At 59.1% G+C, this 17,252-nt stretch carries 13 protein-coding genes; 3 read left to right on the plus strand and 10 right to left on the minus strand.

Annotated elements, in window-relative coordinates:
* Window positions 1-125: 125 nt before the first annotated feature.
* Complete coding sequence (locus tag RUE5091_RS00750) at window positions 126-2,633, plus strand: GcvT family protein (RefSeq protein WP_058280342.1); 2,508 nt, start codon at window positions 126-128, stop codon at window positions 2,631-2,633.
* Between the two features lie 42 nt (window positions 2,634-2,675).
* Here RUE5091_RS00750 and RUE5091_RS00755 read toward each other — a convergent pair whose 3' ends face one another.
* Window positions 2,676-3,329, minus strand: coding sequence for a DUF938 domain-containing protein (locus RUE5091_RS00755; protein ID WP_058279972.1), 654 nt, complete (start codon window positions 3,327-3,329; stop codon window positions 2,676-2,678).
* Window positions 3,326-4,399, minus strand: a complete 1,074-nt coding sequence (locus tag RUE5091_RS00760) for an NAD(P)/FAD-dependent oxidoreductase (RefSeq protein ID WP_058279973.1) — start codon at window positions 4,397-4,399, stop codon at window positions 3,326-3,328. The genes RUE5091_RS00755 and RUE5091_RS00760 overlap by 4 nt, the downstream gene beginning before the upstream one ends.
* 128 nt (window positions 4,400-4,527) lie before the next feature.
* Between RUE5091_RS00760 and RUE5091_RS00765 the strand changes: the two genes are divergently transcribed.
* Window positions 4,528-4,932 (plus strand): hypothetical protein, encoded by a 405-nt coding sequence (locus tag RUE5091_RS00765; protein WP_243470692.1) that lies wholly within the window; start codon window positions 4,528-4,530, stop codon window positions 4,930-4,932.
* A 3-nt stretch (window positions 4,933-4,935) separates the two neighbouring features.
* On the plus strand, window positions 4,936-6,168 hold the full coding sequence (locus RUE5091_RS00770) for an HlyD family secretion protein (RefSeq protein ID WP_058279975.1): 1,233 nt from the start codon (window positions 4,936-4,938) through the stop codon (window positions 6,166-6,168).
* Window positions 6,169-6,189: 21 nt separating this feature from the next.
* Here the strand turns inward: RUE5091_RS00770 and RUE5091_RS00775 are convergent, their stop codons facing one another.
* The 8 genes from RUE5091_RS00775 to xdhA form a co-directional block, all read right to left on the minus strand.
* The gene (locus RUE5091_RS00775) at window positions 6,190-7,623 is read right to left on the minus strand and encodes an MFS transporter (protein ID WP_165590735.1); all 1,434 of its coding nucleotides are present in this window, start codon (window positions 7,621-7,623) and stop codon (window positions 6,190-6,192) included.
* A 64-nt stretch (window positions 7,624-7,687) separates the two neighbouring features.
* Window positions 7,688-8,761 (minus strand): BMP family ABC transporter substrate-binding protein, encoded by a 1,074-nt coding sequence (locus tag RUE5091_RS00780; protein WP_058279977.1) that lies wholly within the window; start codon window positions 8,759-8,761, stop codon window positions 7,688-7,690.
* A 31-nt stretch (window positions 8,762-8,792) separates the two neighbouring features.
* Window positions 8,793-9,713 carry an ABC transporter permease gene (locus RUE5091_RS00785; RefSeq protein ID WP_058279978.1) on the minus strand — a complete coding sequence of 307 codons (921 nt, stop codon included), beginning with the start codon at window positions 9,711-9,713 and terminating at the stop codon, window positions 8,793-8,795.
* Window positions 9,714-9,716: 3 nt separating this feature from the next.
* Complete coding sequence (locus RUE5091_RS00790) at window positions 9,717-10,799, minus strand: ABC transporter permease (RefSeq protein WP_058279979.1); 1,083 nt, start codon at window positions 10,797-10,799, stop codon at window positions 9,717-9,719.
* Between the two features lie 36 nt (window positions 10,800-10,835).
* Window positions 10,836-12,353, minus strand: coding sequence for an ABC transporter ATP-binding protein (locus tag RUE5091_RS00795; RefSeq protein WP_058279980.1), 1,518 nt, complete (start codon window positions 12,351-12,353; stop codon window positions 10,836-10,838).
* On the minus strand, window positions 12,350-13,285 hold the full coding sequence (gene xdhC, locus RUE5091_RS00800) for a xanthine dehydrogenase accessory protein XdhC (protein ID WP_058279981.1): 936 nt from the start codon (window positions 13,283-13,285) through the stop codon (window positions 12,350-12,352). The genes RUE5091_RS00795 and xdhC overlap by 4 nt, the downstream gene beginning before the upstream one ends.
* Window positions 13,285-15,699, minus strand: coding sequence for a xanthine dehydrogenase molybdopterin binding subunit (gene xdhB, locus RUE5091_RS00805; protein WP_058279982.1), 2,415 nt, complete (start codon window positions 15,697-15,699; stop codon window positions 13,285-13,287). The genes xdhC and xdhB overlap by 1 nt, the downstream gene beginning before the upstream one ends.
* Entirely contained in the window at window positions 15,696-17,057 is a 1,362-nt protein-coding gene (xdhA, locus tag RUE5091_RS00810; protein WP_058279983.1) for a xanthine dehydrogenase small subunit, read from the minus strand. Before xdhA ends, xdhB begins: the two co-directional genes overlap by 4 nt.
* Window positions 17,058-17,252: the final 195 nt, after the last annotated feature.

The following is a 17,252-nucleotide window of genomic DNA, read 5'->3' on the forward strand; positions in this document are numbered from 1 at the left end:
ATGATTCCTCTGTCTGTTTGCGGCAGCGGGTCGTTTTCTTTCTCTCACTGGTCGGATGAATGTCGCGCCGGGTGCTTCAAATGCGCCATATGGTGTCAACTGAATTCAAGGGGAGACGCCCGGTTATGAAAACCCAAGTCAAAGCACTGGTCGTTGGCGGCGGCGCCGTTGGGACCTCGATTGCCTACCATCTGGCCAAGGCGGGCTGGGATAATGTGATGTTGATCGAACGGGACGAGCTGACGTCCGGTTCCACCTGGCACGCCGCCGGTCTGCTGCCGCTATTCAACATGTCCTACGCGACAACGCACATCCACAAATATTCGGTCGACTTTTACAAGCAGCTCGAGGAAGAGACCGGCCTGAACGCAGGCTTTGCCGTGGTTGGCAACCTGCGCATGGCGCAGACGCAAGAGCGTATGGACGAATACATGCTCTATGCCTCGACTGCCGAGACCTGCGATGTTGCCTACGAATGGCTGACCCCGGACCAGATCAAGGAGCGCTGGCCGCTGATCGAAACCAGCGACCTGAAGGGTGCGATCTATCACACTGAGGACGGTTACATTAACCCCGCCGACGTGACGCAGGCGATGGCCAAAGGTGCCCGTCAACGCGGTGTGGATATCGTCCGCAAAATGCAGGCCGATGCCTTCCACTGGAACGGATCCCACTGGGAAGTCACCTGCACCAAGATGGTCGAAAAGGGCGGCAACCTCATTCCTTCGGATGAGCAGGTGGTTATCACCGCTGAGCATGTCGTAACCGCTTCCGGAAATCACGCGCAGCGCACGGCCAAGATGCTGGGCATCAAAATGCCCGCGATCCCGGTCGAGCACACCTTTATCGTCATGGACAAAGACCCCGAGCTGGTCAAATGGCGTGAAGCAGGCAACCCCGAACACCCTGTTGTCCGTGATGCCGACAACGAATCGTATGCCCGCGAGGAACGCGGTGGCTGGATTCTGGGTATCTACGAACACGGCGCGCCCGCGCAGTTCGAACATGGTGTGCCAGACAGCTTCCGCGCGGACCTGTTCCCGCTGGATCTGGACCGGATTGCTGATCAGTACATGGCAATGGCCGAGCGTGTGCCATCCTGTGCTGAATCCGGCTTGAAAGACGATTTCAACGGCCCGATCTGCTATACCCCCGACGGCAACCCGCTGGTTGGTCCCGCTCCGGGTCTACGCAACATGTGGCTAGCCGAAGGTTTCTCGTTCGGTATCACCGCTGCGGGCGGCACCGGCTACTATCTGGCCCAGATGATGGTCGACGGCGAAGCCGAGATCGACATGGCCTCGCTGGACCCCAAGCGTTACAGCAGCAACTGGATGACCACCGAGTTCGCGGCCCGCAAGAACGAAGAGTGCTACGAGCACGTCTACATCCTGCACCACCCCGACGAAGAGCGTGAAGCCTGCCGTCCGCTGCGGACTGTTCCAGCGTATGAGCGTCAGAAGGCACGTGGTGCACAGTTCGGCTGGGTCAATGGCTGGGAACGTCCGAACTATTTTGGGCCGTTGGATGCGCCCGAGAACTTTGACCATGACGCCCGCTCGTTCCGTCGCGGTGGTTGGTGGCAGTATGCTGTCGAAGAAGCCAAAGCGATCCGCGAAGGCGTGGGTCTGGTCGACGCGTCGGCGTTTACCAAGCATGTCGTCAAAGGCCCCGGTGCGACCCAGTTTCTGGACTGGTTTACCTGCAACAAGCTGCCCAAGGTTGGTCGCATCAACCTGACCTACGCGCTGACGTCGCACGGCACCACCCGCACCGAATACACCATCGTCCGCAATGGCGAGAACAACTACTACATCGTCTCCGCCGGTGCCTGGACCGAGTATGATGCCGACTATCTGCGCAAGGCGGCCGAGGACAAGATGGAGGAGTTCGGCTATATCGAAATCCAGGACGTGACCACCCAGTGGGGCGTCTTTGCCATCGCGGGACCCAAGTCGCGTGACGTTCTGAAAGAGGTCATCAAGGACGCCGATCCGGAAACCGCACTGTCCAACAAGCGCTTCCCGTGGCTGTCGGCCCGTCAGATCGAACTTGGCATGTGCCCGGTCAACGCGATCCGCGTGGCCTATACCGGTGAGCTGGGTTGGGAACTGCACCACCCGATCGAGATGCAGAACTACCTGTTCGACCTGCTGGAAAAAGCCGGTGAAAAGCACGGTATGAAGCTGGTTGGGGCTCGTGCCCAGAACTGGCTGCGTCAAGAGAAATCCTATCGCGCTTTCGGCACCGAACTGGGCCGTGATGCGACCCCGCTGGAAGCTGACCTGCCGCGTTTTGTCGACCTGTCCAAGGACTTCCACGGCAAAGCCAAGCTGGAAGAGACCGGCGTGCGCGTGAAGTGCTGCACCTTGCTGATCGACGGGCCGGACGACGCCGATCCGTGGGGCCGCGAGGCGCTGTATACGCCGGAAGGCGAGCGTGTGGGTCGTCTGACTTCGGGCGGTTACTCGGTGGCGTTCGAGAAATCCATCGGCATGGGCTATTTGAAGCCTGAGATGGCAGTCGAGGGCACCAAGCTAAAGGTCAAAATTCAGGACAAGCTTTGGGATGCGGTCGTGACCTGCGACAGCCCCTACGATCCGAAAAACGAAACCATCCGCAAGGACGGTTAACCCGGACAGAGAACAGGCGGCGCGAAGGTGCCGCCTGTTTTGCTATTGGCGCGGCTTTTCCGCGATAAAGACCAGATTGTTCGCAGGCATCTCGACAATCTCGACAACATTCAAATTCTGGGCGCGCATCAACGCAGCGATGTCTTCGTCATTCTTGTACCCGATCTCAGCATCCTGCTGAACCAGCGCATCATGGAAACGCTGGTCGCCATCGCTGGTCAATTGCCCCGAACGTTTGAACGGTCCGTAAAGGATAAACCGCCCCTTGGGGGCCAACGCCTGCGCGGCCTCGGAAACCAACGCCTGCGTCTCCGGCCAGCTGATCAGATGCACCAGATTGATCAGGACGATCAGGTCCTGACCGGCGAACTCGACATGCCAGCCTTGCGCTGTGGCATCCAGCGCGACAGCGTTCGTGACATTGGGCAGATCGGCAGCATAGGCGTTGATGCTGGCGCGTCGCTCGGCCTCGACTTCGGTGGGTTGCCAGTTCAGGTCGGGCAGGCAAGTGGCAAAAGCGATGACATGCTGGCCGGTGCCGCTAGCAATTTCCAGCGCCCGACCTGCCTTGGGGGCCCATTGAGCCAGCAGGTCACACAAAGCTTCGGCATTGCGGGTCGCGGCAGGGGCGACAAGCCGTCCGTCCTGACCTTCGGTGGCAACGCTGGCGTTCGAGGGGAGGGTTCTTTTGCTCATCGACGCAACCTTTCCGGGCTGAGGGCAGCAATGATTTCAGGGTCCAGTTCAGATGTCGCGCCGGTCGTCAGATCAGCAACCAATTGCGACGCGGCCGGAGAGGTCTGGAACCCATAGCCACCCTGACCCGCGGACCAGACAAAGGACGGATCAGACGGATCGGGCCCTAAGACCAAAGTACCATCGGGTGCAAAGCTGCGCAGTCCGGCCCAGTTCGTCTCAACCCGGATGACAGGCACGGTGACCATCTCTTCGTACCGGGCCAGACCTTCGGCCAGCACCATATCATCGGCATAGGCGTCGTGTGGCGGCACCGGATCGGCCTCGGACGAGGAAACCAGCAGCTTGCCCGCATCCGGCTTGGCATACCAGGTCTCACCCGCGCCCAACATCATCGGCCAACCGCGCAAATCATGTCCGCCGGGGGCAGGTAAACGTGCCATCGACCTGCGCTTTGGAACGATCCCGATCGGGGTGATCCCGGCCATCGTGGCGACCTCGTCAACCCAGGGGCCGGCGGCATTGATCAGAGTGCGGGCTTCGTGAGTATTTCCGGCTTCGACGACCCAATGCTTATCCTTGCGAATTGCGGTAACTTTCGCCTTGGTCAGTACCTCACCCCCATTGCCACGAATGGTCCGGACGAAATCCTGTAGCAATCGATCCGTATCAATATCGAATGCCCCACTACTAATCGCCGCAAATCCAAGTGTGTCAGGGTTCAGGATCGGCACGCGATCCAATGCCTGAGCCGTGGGGATCACCTGCATGGACAGCTCAACGGCGTCGTGTTCAAAGATTTCGCTTTGATCCTTGTGACCGACCAGCATCAGGTCACGGGGCGTCAGATAGCCACCATTCTCACCCCGCATAAACGCCGCACTGGCCCTGTTCAGCGCGACCACCGAGGGTGGGCCATAACTTTCCTCGAACAACGCCGCGGACCGGCCCGAGGCGTGATAGCCCAGAGCGTCCTCAGCCTCGAGAACGGTCACCTGCCCGTGGTAAGACAGGCGCGCGCCGGCGCTCAGACCGGCGATACCGCCGCCTATGACAAGGAAATCAATCATATTCCTCCTTTTGACCGCGTGCATTTCACGATGATTACCAGCGCAATGCGGTCGTCTAAACTCTAAGCAGGCTTGAATTTGCGCATCAACCCATCCAAACAAGTAACAAGCAATAACAGGAGGGCAGGGTGAGTACCGCAGATCTACACCCGATGGCCGCGGGGCATATTCCGTCCTACGTGACCCAGGCGGACGGCAGTGATTTTCTTTTAACGTTCATGTTTGTGTTTACCGTACTGGTGATCGTTCTGATTGGGGTTGGATATTTCACCCTGCATTCGATCCCTGAAAAGATAGCGCATGAATCCAACCACCCTCAGTTCCAGTTGGTCGGTATTCTGGCCCTGCTGGCGCTTTTTACCCATAACGGGCTGTTCTGGGTCGCGGCCATCCTGGTGGCCGGGTTCCAGTTCCCCGATGTCGCGGCTCCGCTCAGGGCCATCGCGGATGCGATCCGATCTTTGGGCAATCAACGCCCCGAAGACCCCGCGCCAACACAACCCGCCGAACCTACCGCGCAGCAGGAGCACTAAGCTATGCTTGAGACATTGATGTGCGCGCTGGTGACGGTGCTGCCCGATTACCTGTTCCGACGCTATGTTCAGGGTAAGCGGATCGGGCATGAGATTACGCTGTTCACCATGTGGTACGAGCTGCGTTGGGGTCTGACCACCTGTGCCATTCTGGCGCTGACCGTGATCACCACGCTGTTTTATTTTCATCCCGCCAGCAAAACGGCGGCCTCGTATTTCCGCACCGTGACGATCTTGCCGCAACTGGGCGGGCGTGTGTCCGAGGTTTATGTGAAGAACAATGAACTGGTGACAGCAGGACAGCCGATTTTCCGGATCGAGGATTTCACACAAAGAGCTATGGTTGAAGCCGCACACGCCGATATTGCGCAGGTTCAGGCGTCTCTCAAAGTTGCTCAGACTGATCTGGCCGAAGCCGAGGCAGGTATCGCCGGGGCGCGGGCCGCATTGGATCAGTCGCTTGAGGATCTCGAACGCAACACCACACTGCGTGACGAAGGGTCCAGCGCCGTGCGGCTGGCCGAGATTGATAGGTTAGAGAATCTGGTGGCCGAGCGTGAGGCGCAGTTAAGGGCCGCCGAGTCTCAGCGCGCCGCAGTCGTGCAACAGATCGAGGAACTGATTCCTGCTCAGCTTGCCAGCGCCAATGCTCAGTTGGATGCCGCGTTGACCGAGCTGGACAAGACCGTGATCAGCGCTGGGGTTACTGGCCGGGTCGAACAGTTTGGCCTGCAGGTCGGCGACTTTGTCAGCCCTCTGTTGCGTCCGGCGGGTATTCTGGTGCCGTCACATTCGGGCCATAACCGGTTTCAGGTCGCGTTCAATCAGATGGCGGCTCAGGTCATCAAACCCGGCATGGTCGGTGAACTGGGCTGTATGACCAAGCCCTTTACCGTCATCCCAATGGTCGTGGTCGAAGTGCAGGATGTGATCCCTTCAGGTCAAATCCGCCCTTCGGATGAGCTGCGGGATGTGCAGACCAACACCAATCCGGGTTCGATTCTCGTGTATATGGAGCCGCTGTATAAAAGCATGGCCGATGACATTCCGCCGGGCAGCAATTGTCTGGCAAATGTCTACACCGACAATCACGAACGGTTGGAGCATGAGGATCTGGGCTTCTGGAAATCCGCGACCCTGCACGTGATCGACACGATCGGCGTTGTTCATGCTGCAGGTCTGCGCCTGCGTCTGATCCTGATGCCGGTGAATACGCTGGTTCTGACCGGTCACTAAACGATCCCCGACCGCGCCGCCTTAGTCGGCGGCGCGGTCAGGGGAATTCGCCTCGGTCAGCGAGGCATAGGAATAGGCCAGAACGCAGGCTGCAAAACCCGCAACTAAGCCGAATACCATGGTGTAGGAGCTGCTGAGGGCATAGACGGAACTGCCCAGGGCCATGCCGACCGTGCCACCCAATAGCTGAAATGTCATGGAAATCCCGCTGGCCTGCCCGTGCAAATTCTGTGGTACGGCGAGCATGATGGCCCGTCGGGGCGGGACGAACAGAAATGGTACGCAACATCCCCACAGGACATAGCCAGCGTAGATTGGCGCGGTGATTTCCAAGTGCATTCCAAGCGCGACCAGCAGGATGGCGAATGTCCCCAGCGCCGTGCCCGTCAGCGAAGGACCGCGCGTGCCATACTTGTCCGCAACCTTGCCAGCCAGAGGGGCCACGAAGATTTGCGGAAACGCGATTGGTAGCAAGGCGGCTCCGGCGGCCAGTGGTGAATAGCCAAGCTTCGTTTGGAAATACGACGCTCCGAACACAAACAGGGCAATCTTTCCGAACTGCGCGGTGAACAGGATCATGTTCGATGCAGCGAAACCGGGATTGGAAAACAGCGATATGGCAACTAGCGGCGTCTGAAAACTTTGTTCGACCCTAACAAACAGGGTCAACGCTGCGAAGCCCGCACACAACGCCACGACCACTTCGGGTTGGCTCCAACCGCGATCCGGCCCCTCCATGATCCCGAACACAAGCGCCGCCAGACCGGGAACCAGAAGCAGCAGACCTTTCCAGTCAAACCCAAGTTCCGGCATGTGTGGCGGATCGCGCCAGCAAGTCCAGACAATCGCTGCAACAGTCAGAACTATCGGCGGGTTGACCCAGAAAATCCAGCGCCAGGACAGGTATTCGGTAAGCACCCCTCCGACCAGTGGTCCCAGTGACAGAAAGATTGTCCCGATCCCGCCATACAGACCAAGAGCAAGGCCGCGTTCCTTTTCATCAAAGGATTGGATCAGCACCACCATCGACAGTGGAAAGATCAGCGCGGCACCGATGCCCTGCACCGCGCGGGCCGTCAGCAGGGCCAAGCCGCTCTCGGCGAACCCTCCCAGTGCTGAGGACAGGCCAAAAATCAAAAGGCCTGCGCTCAGCAAAACCCGGATGCCCAGAATGTCCCCCAACCGTCCCGCAGCTCCGGCAAAACAGGCCAGCACCAGCAGGTAGATATTGACCACCCAATGTGCGTCCAGTCGCGACAGGCCAAGTTCGGATCGAATGGTCGGCAGCGCGACGCTGACCACTGTTTCGTCCAATAGAATGACACCAAGAATGGCCCCCATCGCGCCCAGTATCCACCAGCGGCTGCGGTCTTGTGCCTTGGTTTGCATCACTTTTTCATTCCGCCATTGATGGATCACTGGCCCCATCAGGTCTGGTGCAATCCTGTTCGTCAAGGCCGTGTGCCAATAAAAAAGGGCCGGCCAAACGACCAGCCCTTCAGAGTGAGTGCAGCTCGATTTACTGCGGAATGTCGCCTTCCAGCCCTTCGACATAGAAGTTCATGCCTGCCAGCGTGCCGTCATCGGCGGTCTCGCCTTCGGCCAGCCAGTCGCTGCCGTCCTGCTTTTTCAGCGGACCGGTGAAGGGGTGGTACTCGCCTGCAGCCATTGCGGCCTTCATTGCCAGCGCCTCTTCTTTGACTTCGGCCGGAACAGCGTCCGAGATTTCGCCAATCTCAACCATACCTTCCTTGATGCCGTCCCAGGTGTTCACAGTTTCCCACGACCCATCCATAACGGCCTGGGTGCGCGCAATGTAGTAGGGCGCCCAGTTGTCGATGATCGAGGATACGCGTGGCTTCGGAGCGTATTCGCTCATGTCCGAGGCCTGACCAAAGGTGATCACATTGCCAGCTTCTTGCGCGGCCGCCTGCGGCGCGGTCGAGTCGGTGTGCTGCAGGATCACGTCCGCACCCTGTTCGATCAGAACCGAGGCCGCGTCGGCCTCTTTCGCCGGATCGAACCACGTATAGGCCCAGATGATTTTGAACTCGACATCCGGGTTCACCTTTTTGGCGTGGATATAGGCCGAGTTGATGCCGCGGATCACTTCGGGGATCGGGTACGAACCGATGTAACCGACGATGTTCGACTCGGTCATTTTACCGGCGATATGGCCCTGAACGGCGCGACCTTCATAGAAGCGGGCCGAGTAGACCGAGACGTTGTCGGCAGTCTTGTAGCCGGTCGCGTGCTCGAACTTCACGTTCGGGAATTTCTTGGCCACGTTGATGGTCGGGTCCATGTAGCCGAACGAGGTGGTAAAGATCAGGTCAGCACCTTCCAGCGCCATCTGAGTCATCACACGTTCAGCGTCCGGGCCCTCGGGCACCGATTCTACGAACACGGTTTCAACCTTGTCACCGAAATGCTCTTCGACCGCCAGACGGCCCTTGTCGTGTTCATAGGTCCAGCCGCCGTCGCCGACGGGGCCGACATAGACGAAACCGACTTTGGTTTTGTCTTCGGCCATGGCGCTTGTCGCCAGACCCAGCGCCATGGCGGCGCTTGCCAAAAGTGATGTGAATTTCATGTGTTACTCCCCAAGTTGGTTTAATTGGCCCCTAGTGTGAGGCATGGAAGATCCGGCCTAGTGAGGCAGGTGCGCTGCTCTTGTCGGCCGAAAGGATCACAAGCACAAGGATCGTGATGATATAGGGCGACATTGCCAGATACTCGACTGGAATGGCAACGCCCGCCGCCTGCAAATTCAGCTGCAATACGGTGATGCCGCCGAACAAATAAGCACCCAGCAAGGCGCGCCATGGTTTCCAGCTGGCAAAGACCACCAGCGCCAGGGCGATCCAGCCGACACCGGCGGTCATGCCCTCGGTCCACTGCGGGACGCGGATCAAGCTGATATAAGCTCCGCCGAGGCCGGCGCAGGCGCCACCGAACAGGATCGCCAGAATACGAATCTTGATGACTTTGTAGCCCAGAGCATGCGCTGCATCGTGGTTTTCACCCACTGCGCGCAGGATCAGACCGACGCGGGTGTACTTGAGCACAACCCATACGGCAGCTGTCAGGGCGATGCCGACGTAAAGGATGGGGTCATGCTGGAACAGGATTGGACCGATCACCGGAATATCGCTGATCAGCGGGATGTGGATGTCACCCATACTGGGCGGTTTGACCCCAACATAGCCTTGGCCAAGAAGAGCGCTGAACCCCAGGCCAAACAAGGTCAGGGCCAGTCCGCTGGCAACCTGATTGGCCAGAGCGAACTGCGTCAGCAGAACAAATAATAAGGACAGCACAGCGCCGCCTATGGCCGCCGCGATGAACCCCAGCCAGGGTGATCCGGTTTCGACCGAGATCGCAAAACCGCTGATCGCGCCGACAATCATCATGCCTTCGACGCCAAGGTTCAGCACGCCTGCTTTCTCGACCACAAGCTCTCCGATCGCGGCCAGCAGCAGCGGGGTTGCTGCCACCATCAGCGAGGCGATCAGAAGTACGGGATTGATTTCACCTAGATCCATGGGTCACGCCACCTCGCTATGGGCCGCACGGATGCGGTAGTTGGTCAAAAGGTCGAAAGCCAGCAGGAAGAACAGAAGCATTCCCTGGAACACCTGAATGGCAGCGGCGGGCAGACCCAGTTGAGACTGCGCGATTTCACCGCCGATATAGGTCAGCGCCATCAGGCCACCGGCCAGCAGGATGCCTACCGGATGCAGGCGGCCTAGAAAGGCCACGATGATCGCCGTAAAGCCATAGCCTACGTTAAAGTCGATGCTGACCACGCCCGATGGACCGGACACTTCGAACATGCCGGCAAGCCCCGCCAGCGCGCCTGACAGACCCAGACAAAACAGGATTAGCCGCGCCGGGTTCACGCCTGCGAATTTCGCAGCCCGTGGGGCTTCGCCAGTCAGGCGGATGTGGAAACCAAGCATATGCCGGTTCAGCAAGACATAGGCAAAGATCACCGCGATCAGAGCGGTCACGACACCCCAGTGCATCCCTGATCCGGCGATCAGTTCCGCATTATGTGCGCTTTCGTAGGATTGCAGGTTGCGCGAGCCGGGAAATCCGAACCCTTCGGGGTTTTTCAGCAGACCCAGCGAGACCGAGGCGAGCATCTGTTCGGCCACATAGACCAGCATCAGCGAAACAAGGATTTCATTGGTGCCGAAACGGACCTTTAGAAAGGCCGGAATGGATGCCCACAGCCAACCACCAAACGCGCCAGCGATTACCATGATCGGAAAGATGTAGAATGCGTCCAGCGGATAGAAGGCCAATCCGGCCCCGGCGCCAAAGATGGCGCCCATGATGTATTGGCCCTCGGCTCCGATATTCCAGATACCTGCGCGGAATCCCAGCGACAGGCCAATGGCGATCAGCACCAAAGGCGCGCCTTTCACCAGCAATTGCGGACGGTAATAAAAGGCGAATTCTCCGAACAGAGGTTCCCAGAAAATGGTGCCGATGGCTTCGATTGGGTTCTTACCCAGAATGGCGAACAGAATGCCTCCAAACACCATCGTTGCCAGCACCGCTACCAATGGGGTGGCATAAGACCACGCCTTGGACGGCTGCGGCCGTTTCTCCAACACAATCATCCGCTCATCCCCCTGATTTCGTTCTTTTGTAATGGGTTAGACATGGGCCACCTCCATGCCATGTGCGCCGCCCATCATCAGGCCGATCTCATCCACGGTCAGGCCAGTTGTGGTGCGCGGTGCGCTCAGGCGCCCTTCGTTGAGGGCGGCAAAGCTGTCCGAGATTTCCATCAACTCATCCAGATCCTGGCTGATGCAGATGACTGCGGTTCCCTTGGCTGCCAAGTCCAGAATGGACTGTCGGATCGAGGCTGCAGCCGCCGCATCCACGCCCCAAGTGGGCTGATTCACCACCAGTACGTCGGGGTTCTGCAACACTTCGCGTCCAATCACGAATTTCTGCAGGTTGCCACCAGACAGCGACCGCGCCGCATTCTCTGGCCCCGGTGTGCGGACGTCGAATGCACTGATGATCTTTTCAGCGAAGCTTTTGGTTTCTGACCACTTCAGAAATCCGTTGTTTTCCAACCCCTCGCGCACCGAACCGGTCAGCAATGCGTTTTCGGTCAGGCTCATATCCGGAGCCGCTGCATGGCCCAGCCGTTCTTCGGGTGCGGTCAAGACGCCTAGTTTGCGTCGGGCCGTCGGCCCCAGCTTGCCGATCGGCTGGCCGTTGAACTTGATGGCATCTGCTGTTGTCTGGATTTCACCGGACAACACGCCCAGCAGTTCATCCTGACCGTTGCCAGCCACGCCGCCGACACCAAGAACTTCGCCCTTACGGACCGTCATGTGAACATTCTTCAAGGCCGTGCCGAATTCCGAAGGCGACGGAACCGACAGCCCGCTGACATCCAGTGCCACGTCGCCAAATTCACGGCCTGAGCGTTCCGGTGTCTGAAGAGTCGAGCCGACCATCATCTCGGCCATGTCTCGTGCCGAGGTCTCGGAAGGCACACACTCGCCCACGTTCTTGCCCAGACGCAGAATGGTGGCGTGGTCGCACAGCGTGCGAATTTCTTCGAGCTTGTGCGAGATATACAGAATCGAAGTACCCTCGGACCGCAATTTGTTCAGCGTTTCAAACAGGATTTCAACCTCTTGCGGGGTCAGAACCGAGGTCGGCTCATCCATGATCAGCAGCTTGGGGTCCTGCAACAGACACCGGATGATCTCGACCCGCTGACGTTCACCTGCTGACAGGTCACCGACGGTGCGGAAGGGGTCCAGCGGCAAGCCATAAGTTTCCGATACTTCGCGGATCCGCGAGGCCAGATCGCCCATCGGCGGCGGGTTCTCCATCCCCAGCGCGATATTTTCTGCCACGTTCAGCGCGTCAAACAGCGAGAAGTGCTGGAACACCATCGCAATCCCGTCCGCCCGTGCGGCGCGGGGTTCCGGTGGCGCAAAAGCCTGACCGCGCAGCAGCATTGTGCCGCTGTCGGGCTTCACCAACCCATAGATCATTTTCACCAGCGTGGATTTGCCCGCGCCGTTTTCGCCCAACAAGGCATGAACTTCGCCTTCACCGATGTCAAAGGACACCTGATCATTGGCAACGACGCCGGGATAGGCCTTTGTCAGCCGCTGTAAGCTTAGCAGTGGAGTGGTCACGCGCTCAGGTCCTTCTTCAACTCGTTCTGTCGGGCTGGGCGCAGCAGTTCAGCTGCAACGCCGACGGCAATCATCTGTGGGTGTTTGCCCAAACCGGTGTCGCCGATTGGACAGGTGATCCGATTAATCCGTTCAGGTGCATGGCCCAGGGCCGCCAGCCGGGATCGGAATCGCGCCCATTTCGTAGCTGAGCCAATCAGCCCCGCAATGCGGAAATCGTGTGAAAGCAGCCGGTTGCACAACTCTAAGTCCAGATTGTGTGAATAAGTCAGCACAAGATGTTCGGCATCAGGCGGCGCGTGGCGTACCAGTTCGGCGGGTTTTGCAGCCGGAACCGATGTCACACCTGTTGGGATTGTTTCCGGGAAACGCTCGGGCGCGGTGTCGACCCACGTGATTGCCAGATCGGGCAGTGGGTGAAGAACGTCCACCAAAGCGCGGCCCACGTGGCCTGCACCCCAGATCCACAGAGTGCGGGCCGGTTTATGCACAGGTTCAACCATCCAGCCGTCGATCAGTTGCGGCTGAGGCGCGATGCCCTGACCGCGCGCTGCCGCCAGCAGGCGTTTAACCGACAGCGGAATGTCTCCGTCCGATGCCGATCTTACGATGACCGTGTCGTCCAGCGCGTCCACCGCATTGGCATCAAACACTTCGCTGAACAGTGAGACCGCGCCGCCGCAGCATTGGCCCATGTCAGGCCCAAGCGCATGATGCGTCAGGCGGGACCGTACGGTTTGGGTCCGCGCGACCTTAACTGCTTCATACTCCAGCACGCCACCTCCGATCGTACCGCTTTGCCCGTTCTGCCAAACCAGCATGGCAGCCCCGACTTCGCGTGGGGAGGACCCCTTGATCGCCGCGATGACCACCCGGGTTACTGTTCCGTGGGTTTTGACCGCCTCCCTCAAAGCCTCCAAGTCAAGTCCCATCAGATGCCTCCCTTCATCCTTTGGACGCCGCGCCAGACTTCCTCGGCCGTGGCTGGGGCATCTAACGCCGGATAACCGTCGCCACAGGCCGCCACCGCGTTGGACAGTGCCAGCCAGGCGGAAATTCCCAGCATGAAGGGCGGTTCACCCACCGCTTTTGAACGATAGATCGTGTCCTCGCGGTTCTGGCCGTCCCAGAGTGCGACGTTGAAGATGTCGGGTCGGTCCGAACAGGCAGGGATTTTGTAGGTAGACGGCGCATGCGTGCGCAGGTTGCCTTTGCCATCCCAGACCAGTTCTTCGGTCGTCAGCCAACCGGCACCCTGCACATAGCCGCCCTCAACCTGCCCGATATCCAAGGCCGGGTTCAGCGACGCACCCGCATCATGCAGGATATCGGTGCGCAGGATGCGGTTCTCGCCGGTCAGGGTGTCGACGGCAACCTCGGTTATCGAAGCGCCATAGGCAAAGTAATAAAAAGGACGGCCCCGGCCCTTGATCCGGTCCCATTCGATCTTGGGAGTCTTGTAGAACCCGGTTGCCGACAGGCTGATACGGCCCTGATAAGCCAATGCGGCTGCTTCTGCGAAGGTATAGCGTTCTTCGCCGACCGAAACCTGACCATCCGTAAAGGTGACGGTTGACGGATCAGCCTGATGCCGTTCGGCCAGATAATTGGCCATCCGGTCGCGGATCGTGTCGCACGCGGCCTTCACCGCCATGCCGTTCAGGTCGCTGCCCGAGGACGCCGCAGTCGCGGATGTGTTAGGTACTTTGGCCGTATCAGTTGCGGTGATCTTGATCATCTCCGGCGAGATCCCAAAGCGCGAGGCTGCGACCTGCGCGACTTTCTGGAACAGTCCCTGACCCATCTCGGTGCCGCCATGGTTCAGGTGAACCGAGCCGTCCTGATACACATGTACCAGCGCACCCGCCTGGTTCAGGTGGGTCAGCGTGAACGAGATACCGAATTTGACCGGAGAGAAGGCAATGCCCTTTTTGATCACGCTGTTTTCAGTGTTCCATTTCGCGATCGCTGCCTTGCGCCCGGCATAGTCGCTGGATTTCAGCAAGGCTTCGGTCATGCCGTGCAGCTCGAAATCGGTGACTTCCATGCCATACGGCGTCGTATTGCCACCTTCCGGCACCGGACGTATGGGAGGGGCGGTTTCGACCTGTTCGACAGCGCCAAGGCTTGTCAGGTCCTCATGTGGATCGAGACGTTCCAACGGTTTCTTCGCCAGATGTTCAGGTTCCATAGTTGGCGTATGGGAAGGGTCGTAATAGTTCCGGCGGCGCAGTTCGACCGGGTCTATGCCCAACGCGTAGGCGGCGTGATCCATGACCCGCTCGATCGCGATCATGCCTTGCGGGCCGCCAAAACCGCGATAGGCGGTGGCAGATTGGGTGTTGGTCTTCAACCGATGACTTTCAATCCGCGCATTGGGCAGCAGATAGGCGTTGTCCGAATGCAGCATCGCGCGGTCGGCAACGGGCAGGGACAGGTCCTGCGCCCAGCCGCAGATGGCGTATTGGAGGAAGGATACGCCCTGAATATGGCCACGCTCATCAAACCCGGCGCGATAGGAAATCCGAAACGCGTGACGCTTGCCGGTGATGACCATGTCATCGTCGCGGTCATAACGCATCTTGCAGGCTTTGCCGGTTTCACGCGCGGCAATGGCACAGGCCACGGCCAGCGCATTACCCTGGCTTTCCTTGCCACCGAATCCGCCGCCCATTCGACGGGTTTCCACCCGGACAGCGTGCATCGGAACGCCCAAGGCGTCGGCAACCTTGTGTTGAATCTCGGTCGGGTGCTGGGTCGAGCTGTGTACCAGCATATCCGCACCTTCGTTCGGCACGGCCAGAGCGGCCTGACCTTCCAAATAGAAATGCTCCTGTCCGCCGAGTTCAAAGCCGCCTTCGATCACATGGGCCGCGCCTGCGATAGCGGCATCAGCATCGCCCTTGGCATAGATGCGCGGGCCTTCCTCAAACCGGCTGTCGGCGGCAAGCGCTTCTTCGACTGTCAGGATCGGGGTTTCTTCGTCATAGTCGATCTTGCCCAGCCGCGCGGCCTTGCGGGCAGCCAGATGGCTGGTGGCGACCACCAGAAAAACGGGTTGGCCGATGTAATGAACGGTGCCGTCCGACAGTAGAGGCTCATCATGGATCGAGGGCGAGACATCGTTGGCAAAAGGCAGGTCTTCGGCCGTCATGACCATCTCGACGCCTTCGGCTGCTTTGACTGCAGACAAATCCATCGCGGTGATCTTGCCCTTGGCAATCGGGCTCAAACCAAACGCCAGATACAGCGTTCCCTTGGGTGTCGGAATGTCGTCTACGTAGCGGGCGGTGCCGGACACATGTAGCGGCGCTGCATCGTGGGGGAGGGGTTTTGTCACGCTCATGCCGACACCTCCAGCAAGTTGGTCACGTGGCCCTGATCTTCAAGGAAGTACCTTTCCAGCAGCGCCTTGGCGGTCTCGAGCCGATAGTTGGCCGAGGCGCGCATATCCGTCATTGGTGTGAAGTCATCGTCAAACGCCGACATCGCGGCTTGCACAGTTTCCTGTGTCCACGGCTTGCCGTTCAATGCAGCCTCGGCTTGTGAGGCCCGTTTCGGAATGCCGGCCATGCCGCCAAAGGCAATGCGTGCCTGATCGACGATGCCGTCCGATACGGTGATGTTGAAACAGCCACACACGGCTGAGATATCCTGATCGAACCGTTTGCTGATCTTATAGGCCTTCAGGCGATCCGGCTGACGGGGGAAACTGACGGCTTCGACAAATTCCCCGGGTGCGCGGTCTTGCTTGCCATAGTCGATAAAGAACTCTTCCAGCGGCAGGGAACGGCGGGTGTCGCCTTTGCGCAGATGCAGGTTAGCGTTCAGAGCAATCAGCGCTGGCGGGTTGTCCCCGATAGGCGAGCCATTGGCGATGTTGCCACCAACGGTCGCGGCATGACGCACCTGAACACTTGCGTAGCGGCGGATCATTTCGGCGTAAGACGGGTGCAGGTCGGCCAGCGCCTCGCCCATCCGGTTCATGTCCACCATGGCCCCGAAACGAATTTCATCGTCCGAAATCGTGATGTCCTTCAAATCGTCACAACGATTCAGAAAGATCACCGGATCAAGGTCGCGCAACTGCTTGGTGACCCAAAGCCCGACATCGGTTGCGCCCGCGACCAGAGTGGCATCGGGGTTATCGGCATAAACGGCGGCCAACTCGTCGGACGAGTTGGGCAGCATGGGCGTCGTGGCTGGCGTAGCAACGGGTTGGTCCTTGACCCAAATGGGCACGGGGTGTTCTTCGGCCGCTTTGGCTGCGCGGATGATCGGGGCGTAACCGGTGCAACGGCACAGATTCCCCGCCAGTTGAGTGTCATGATCCTTTGCGCCGTTCGAATGGCTGGCCACCATCGACATCACGAAGCCGGGGGTGCAAAAGCCGCATTGCGATCCGTGCAGATCGACCATAGCCTGCTGCACTGGATGGGCTTCACCATTCGGGCCGCTCGCGCCTTCGACAGTGCGGACCGCTTTGCCGTGTAGCTGCGGCAGAAACAGGATGCAGGAATTCAGTGCCTTGGCGCCATCTTCATCTGTCACCATGACAGTGCAGGCGCCACAGTCACCTTCGTTGCAGCCTTCTTTGGTTCCGGTCAGACCCTGATCCTCGCGCAGCCAATCCAGCAGAGTCGCTGTCGGATCGACATCCGCCAGTTCCACTGTCTCTCCATTCAGAAGAAACGTGATATCCATTCGAGAAACCCGTCGCCTTACCCGGTTACGCCCCTGTGGCCCTCCTTCGATGCGACGTAGAAAGAGTGGCGGGCGAATAAGCTTGCCATTAGATGTTAGAAACAGGGCAGGTTCTCTGGCAAGGAAAACTGCTTTTAAAATATACCATTGGAACAGTTAAATGCGAAAACACTCGGTTTCTGCAATATTCAGGTA

This window comes from Ruegeria denitrificans, from assembly GCF_001458295.1.
GTDB lineage: Bacteria > Pseudomonadota > Alphaproteobacteria > Rhodobacterales > Rhodobacteraceae > Ruegeria > Ruegeria denitrificans.

Excerpts from the sequence above, each read along its gene's own strand:
- RUE5091_RS00790 (WP_058279979.1), bottom strand. The coding sequence starts at position 10,799 with ATGATTGTGTTGGAGAAACGGCCGCAGCCGTCCAAGGCGTGGTCTTAT.
- RUE5091_RS00755 (WP_058279972.1), bottom strand. The coding sequence starts at position 3,329 with ATGAGCAAAAGAACCCTCCCCTCGAACGCCAGCGTTGCCACCGAAGGT.
- xdhB (WP_058279982.1), bottom strand. The coding sequence starts at position 15,699 with ATGAGCGTGACAAAACCCCTCCCCCACGATGCAGCGCCGCTACATGTG.
- xdhC (WP_058279981.1), bottom strand. The coding sequence starts at position 13,285 with ATGGGACTTGACTTGGAGGCTTTGAGGGAGGCGGTCAAAACCCACGGA.
- RUE5091_RS00760 (WP_058279973.1), bottom strand. The coding sequence starts at position 4,399 with ATGATTGATTTCCTTGTCATAGGCGGCGGTATCGCCGGTCTGAGCGCC.
- RUE5091_RS00750 (WP_058280342.1), top strand. The coding sequence starts at position 126 with ATGAAAACCCAAGTCAAAGCACTGGTCGTTGGCGGCGGCGCCGTTGGG.
- xdhA (WP_058279983.1), bottom strand. The coding sequence starts at position 17,057 with ATGGATATCACGTTTCTTCTGAATGGAGAGACAGTGGAACTGGCGGAT.
- RUE5091_RS00770 (WP_058279975.1), top strand. The coding sequence starts at position 4,936 with ATGCTTGAGACATTGATGTGCGCGCTGGTGACGGTGCTGCCCGATTAC.
- RUE5091_RS00785 (WP_058279978.1), bottom strand. The coding sequence starts at position 9,713 with ATGGATCTAGGTGAAATCAATCCCGTACTTCTGATCGCCTCGCTGATG.
- RUE5091_RS00780 (WP_058279977.1), bottom strand. The coding sequence starts at position 8,761 with ATGAAATTCACATCACTTTTGGCAAGCGCCGCCATGGCGCTGGGTCTG.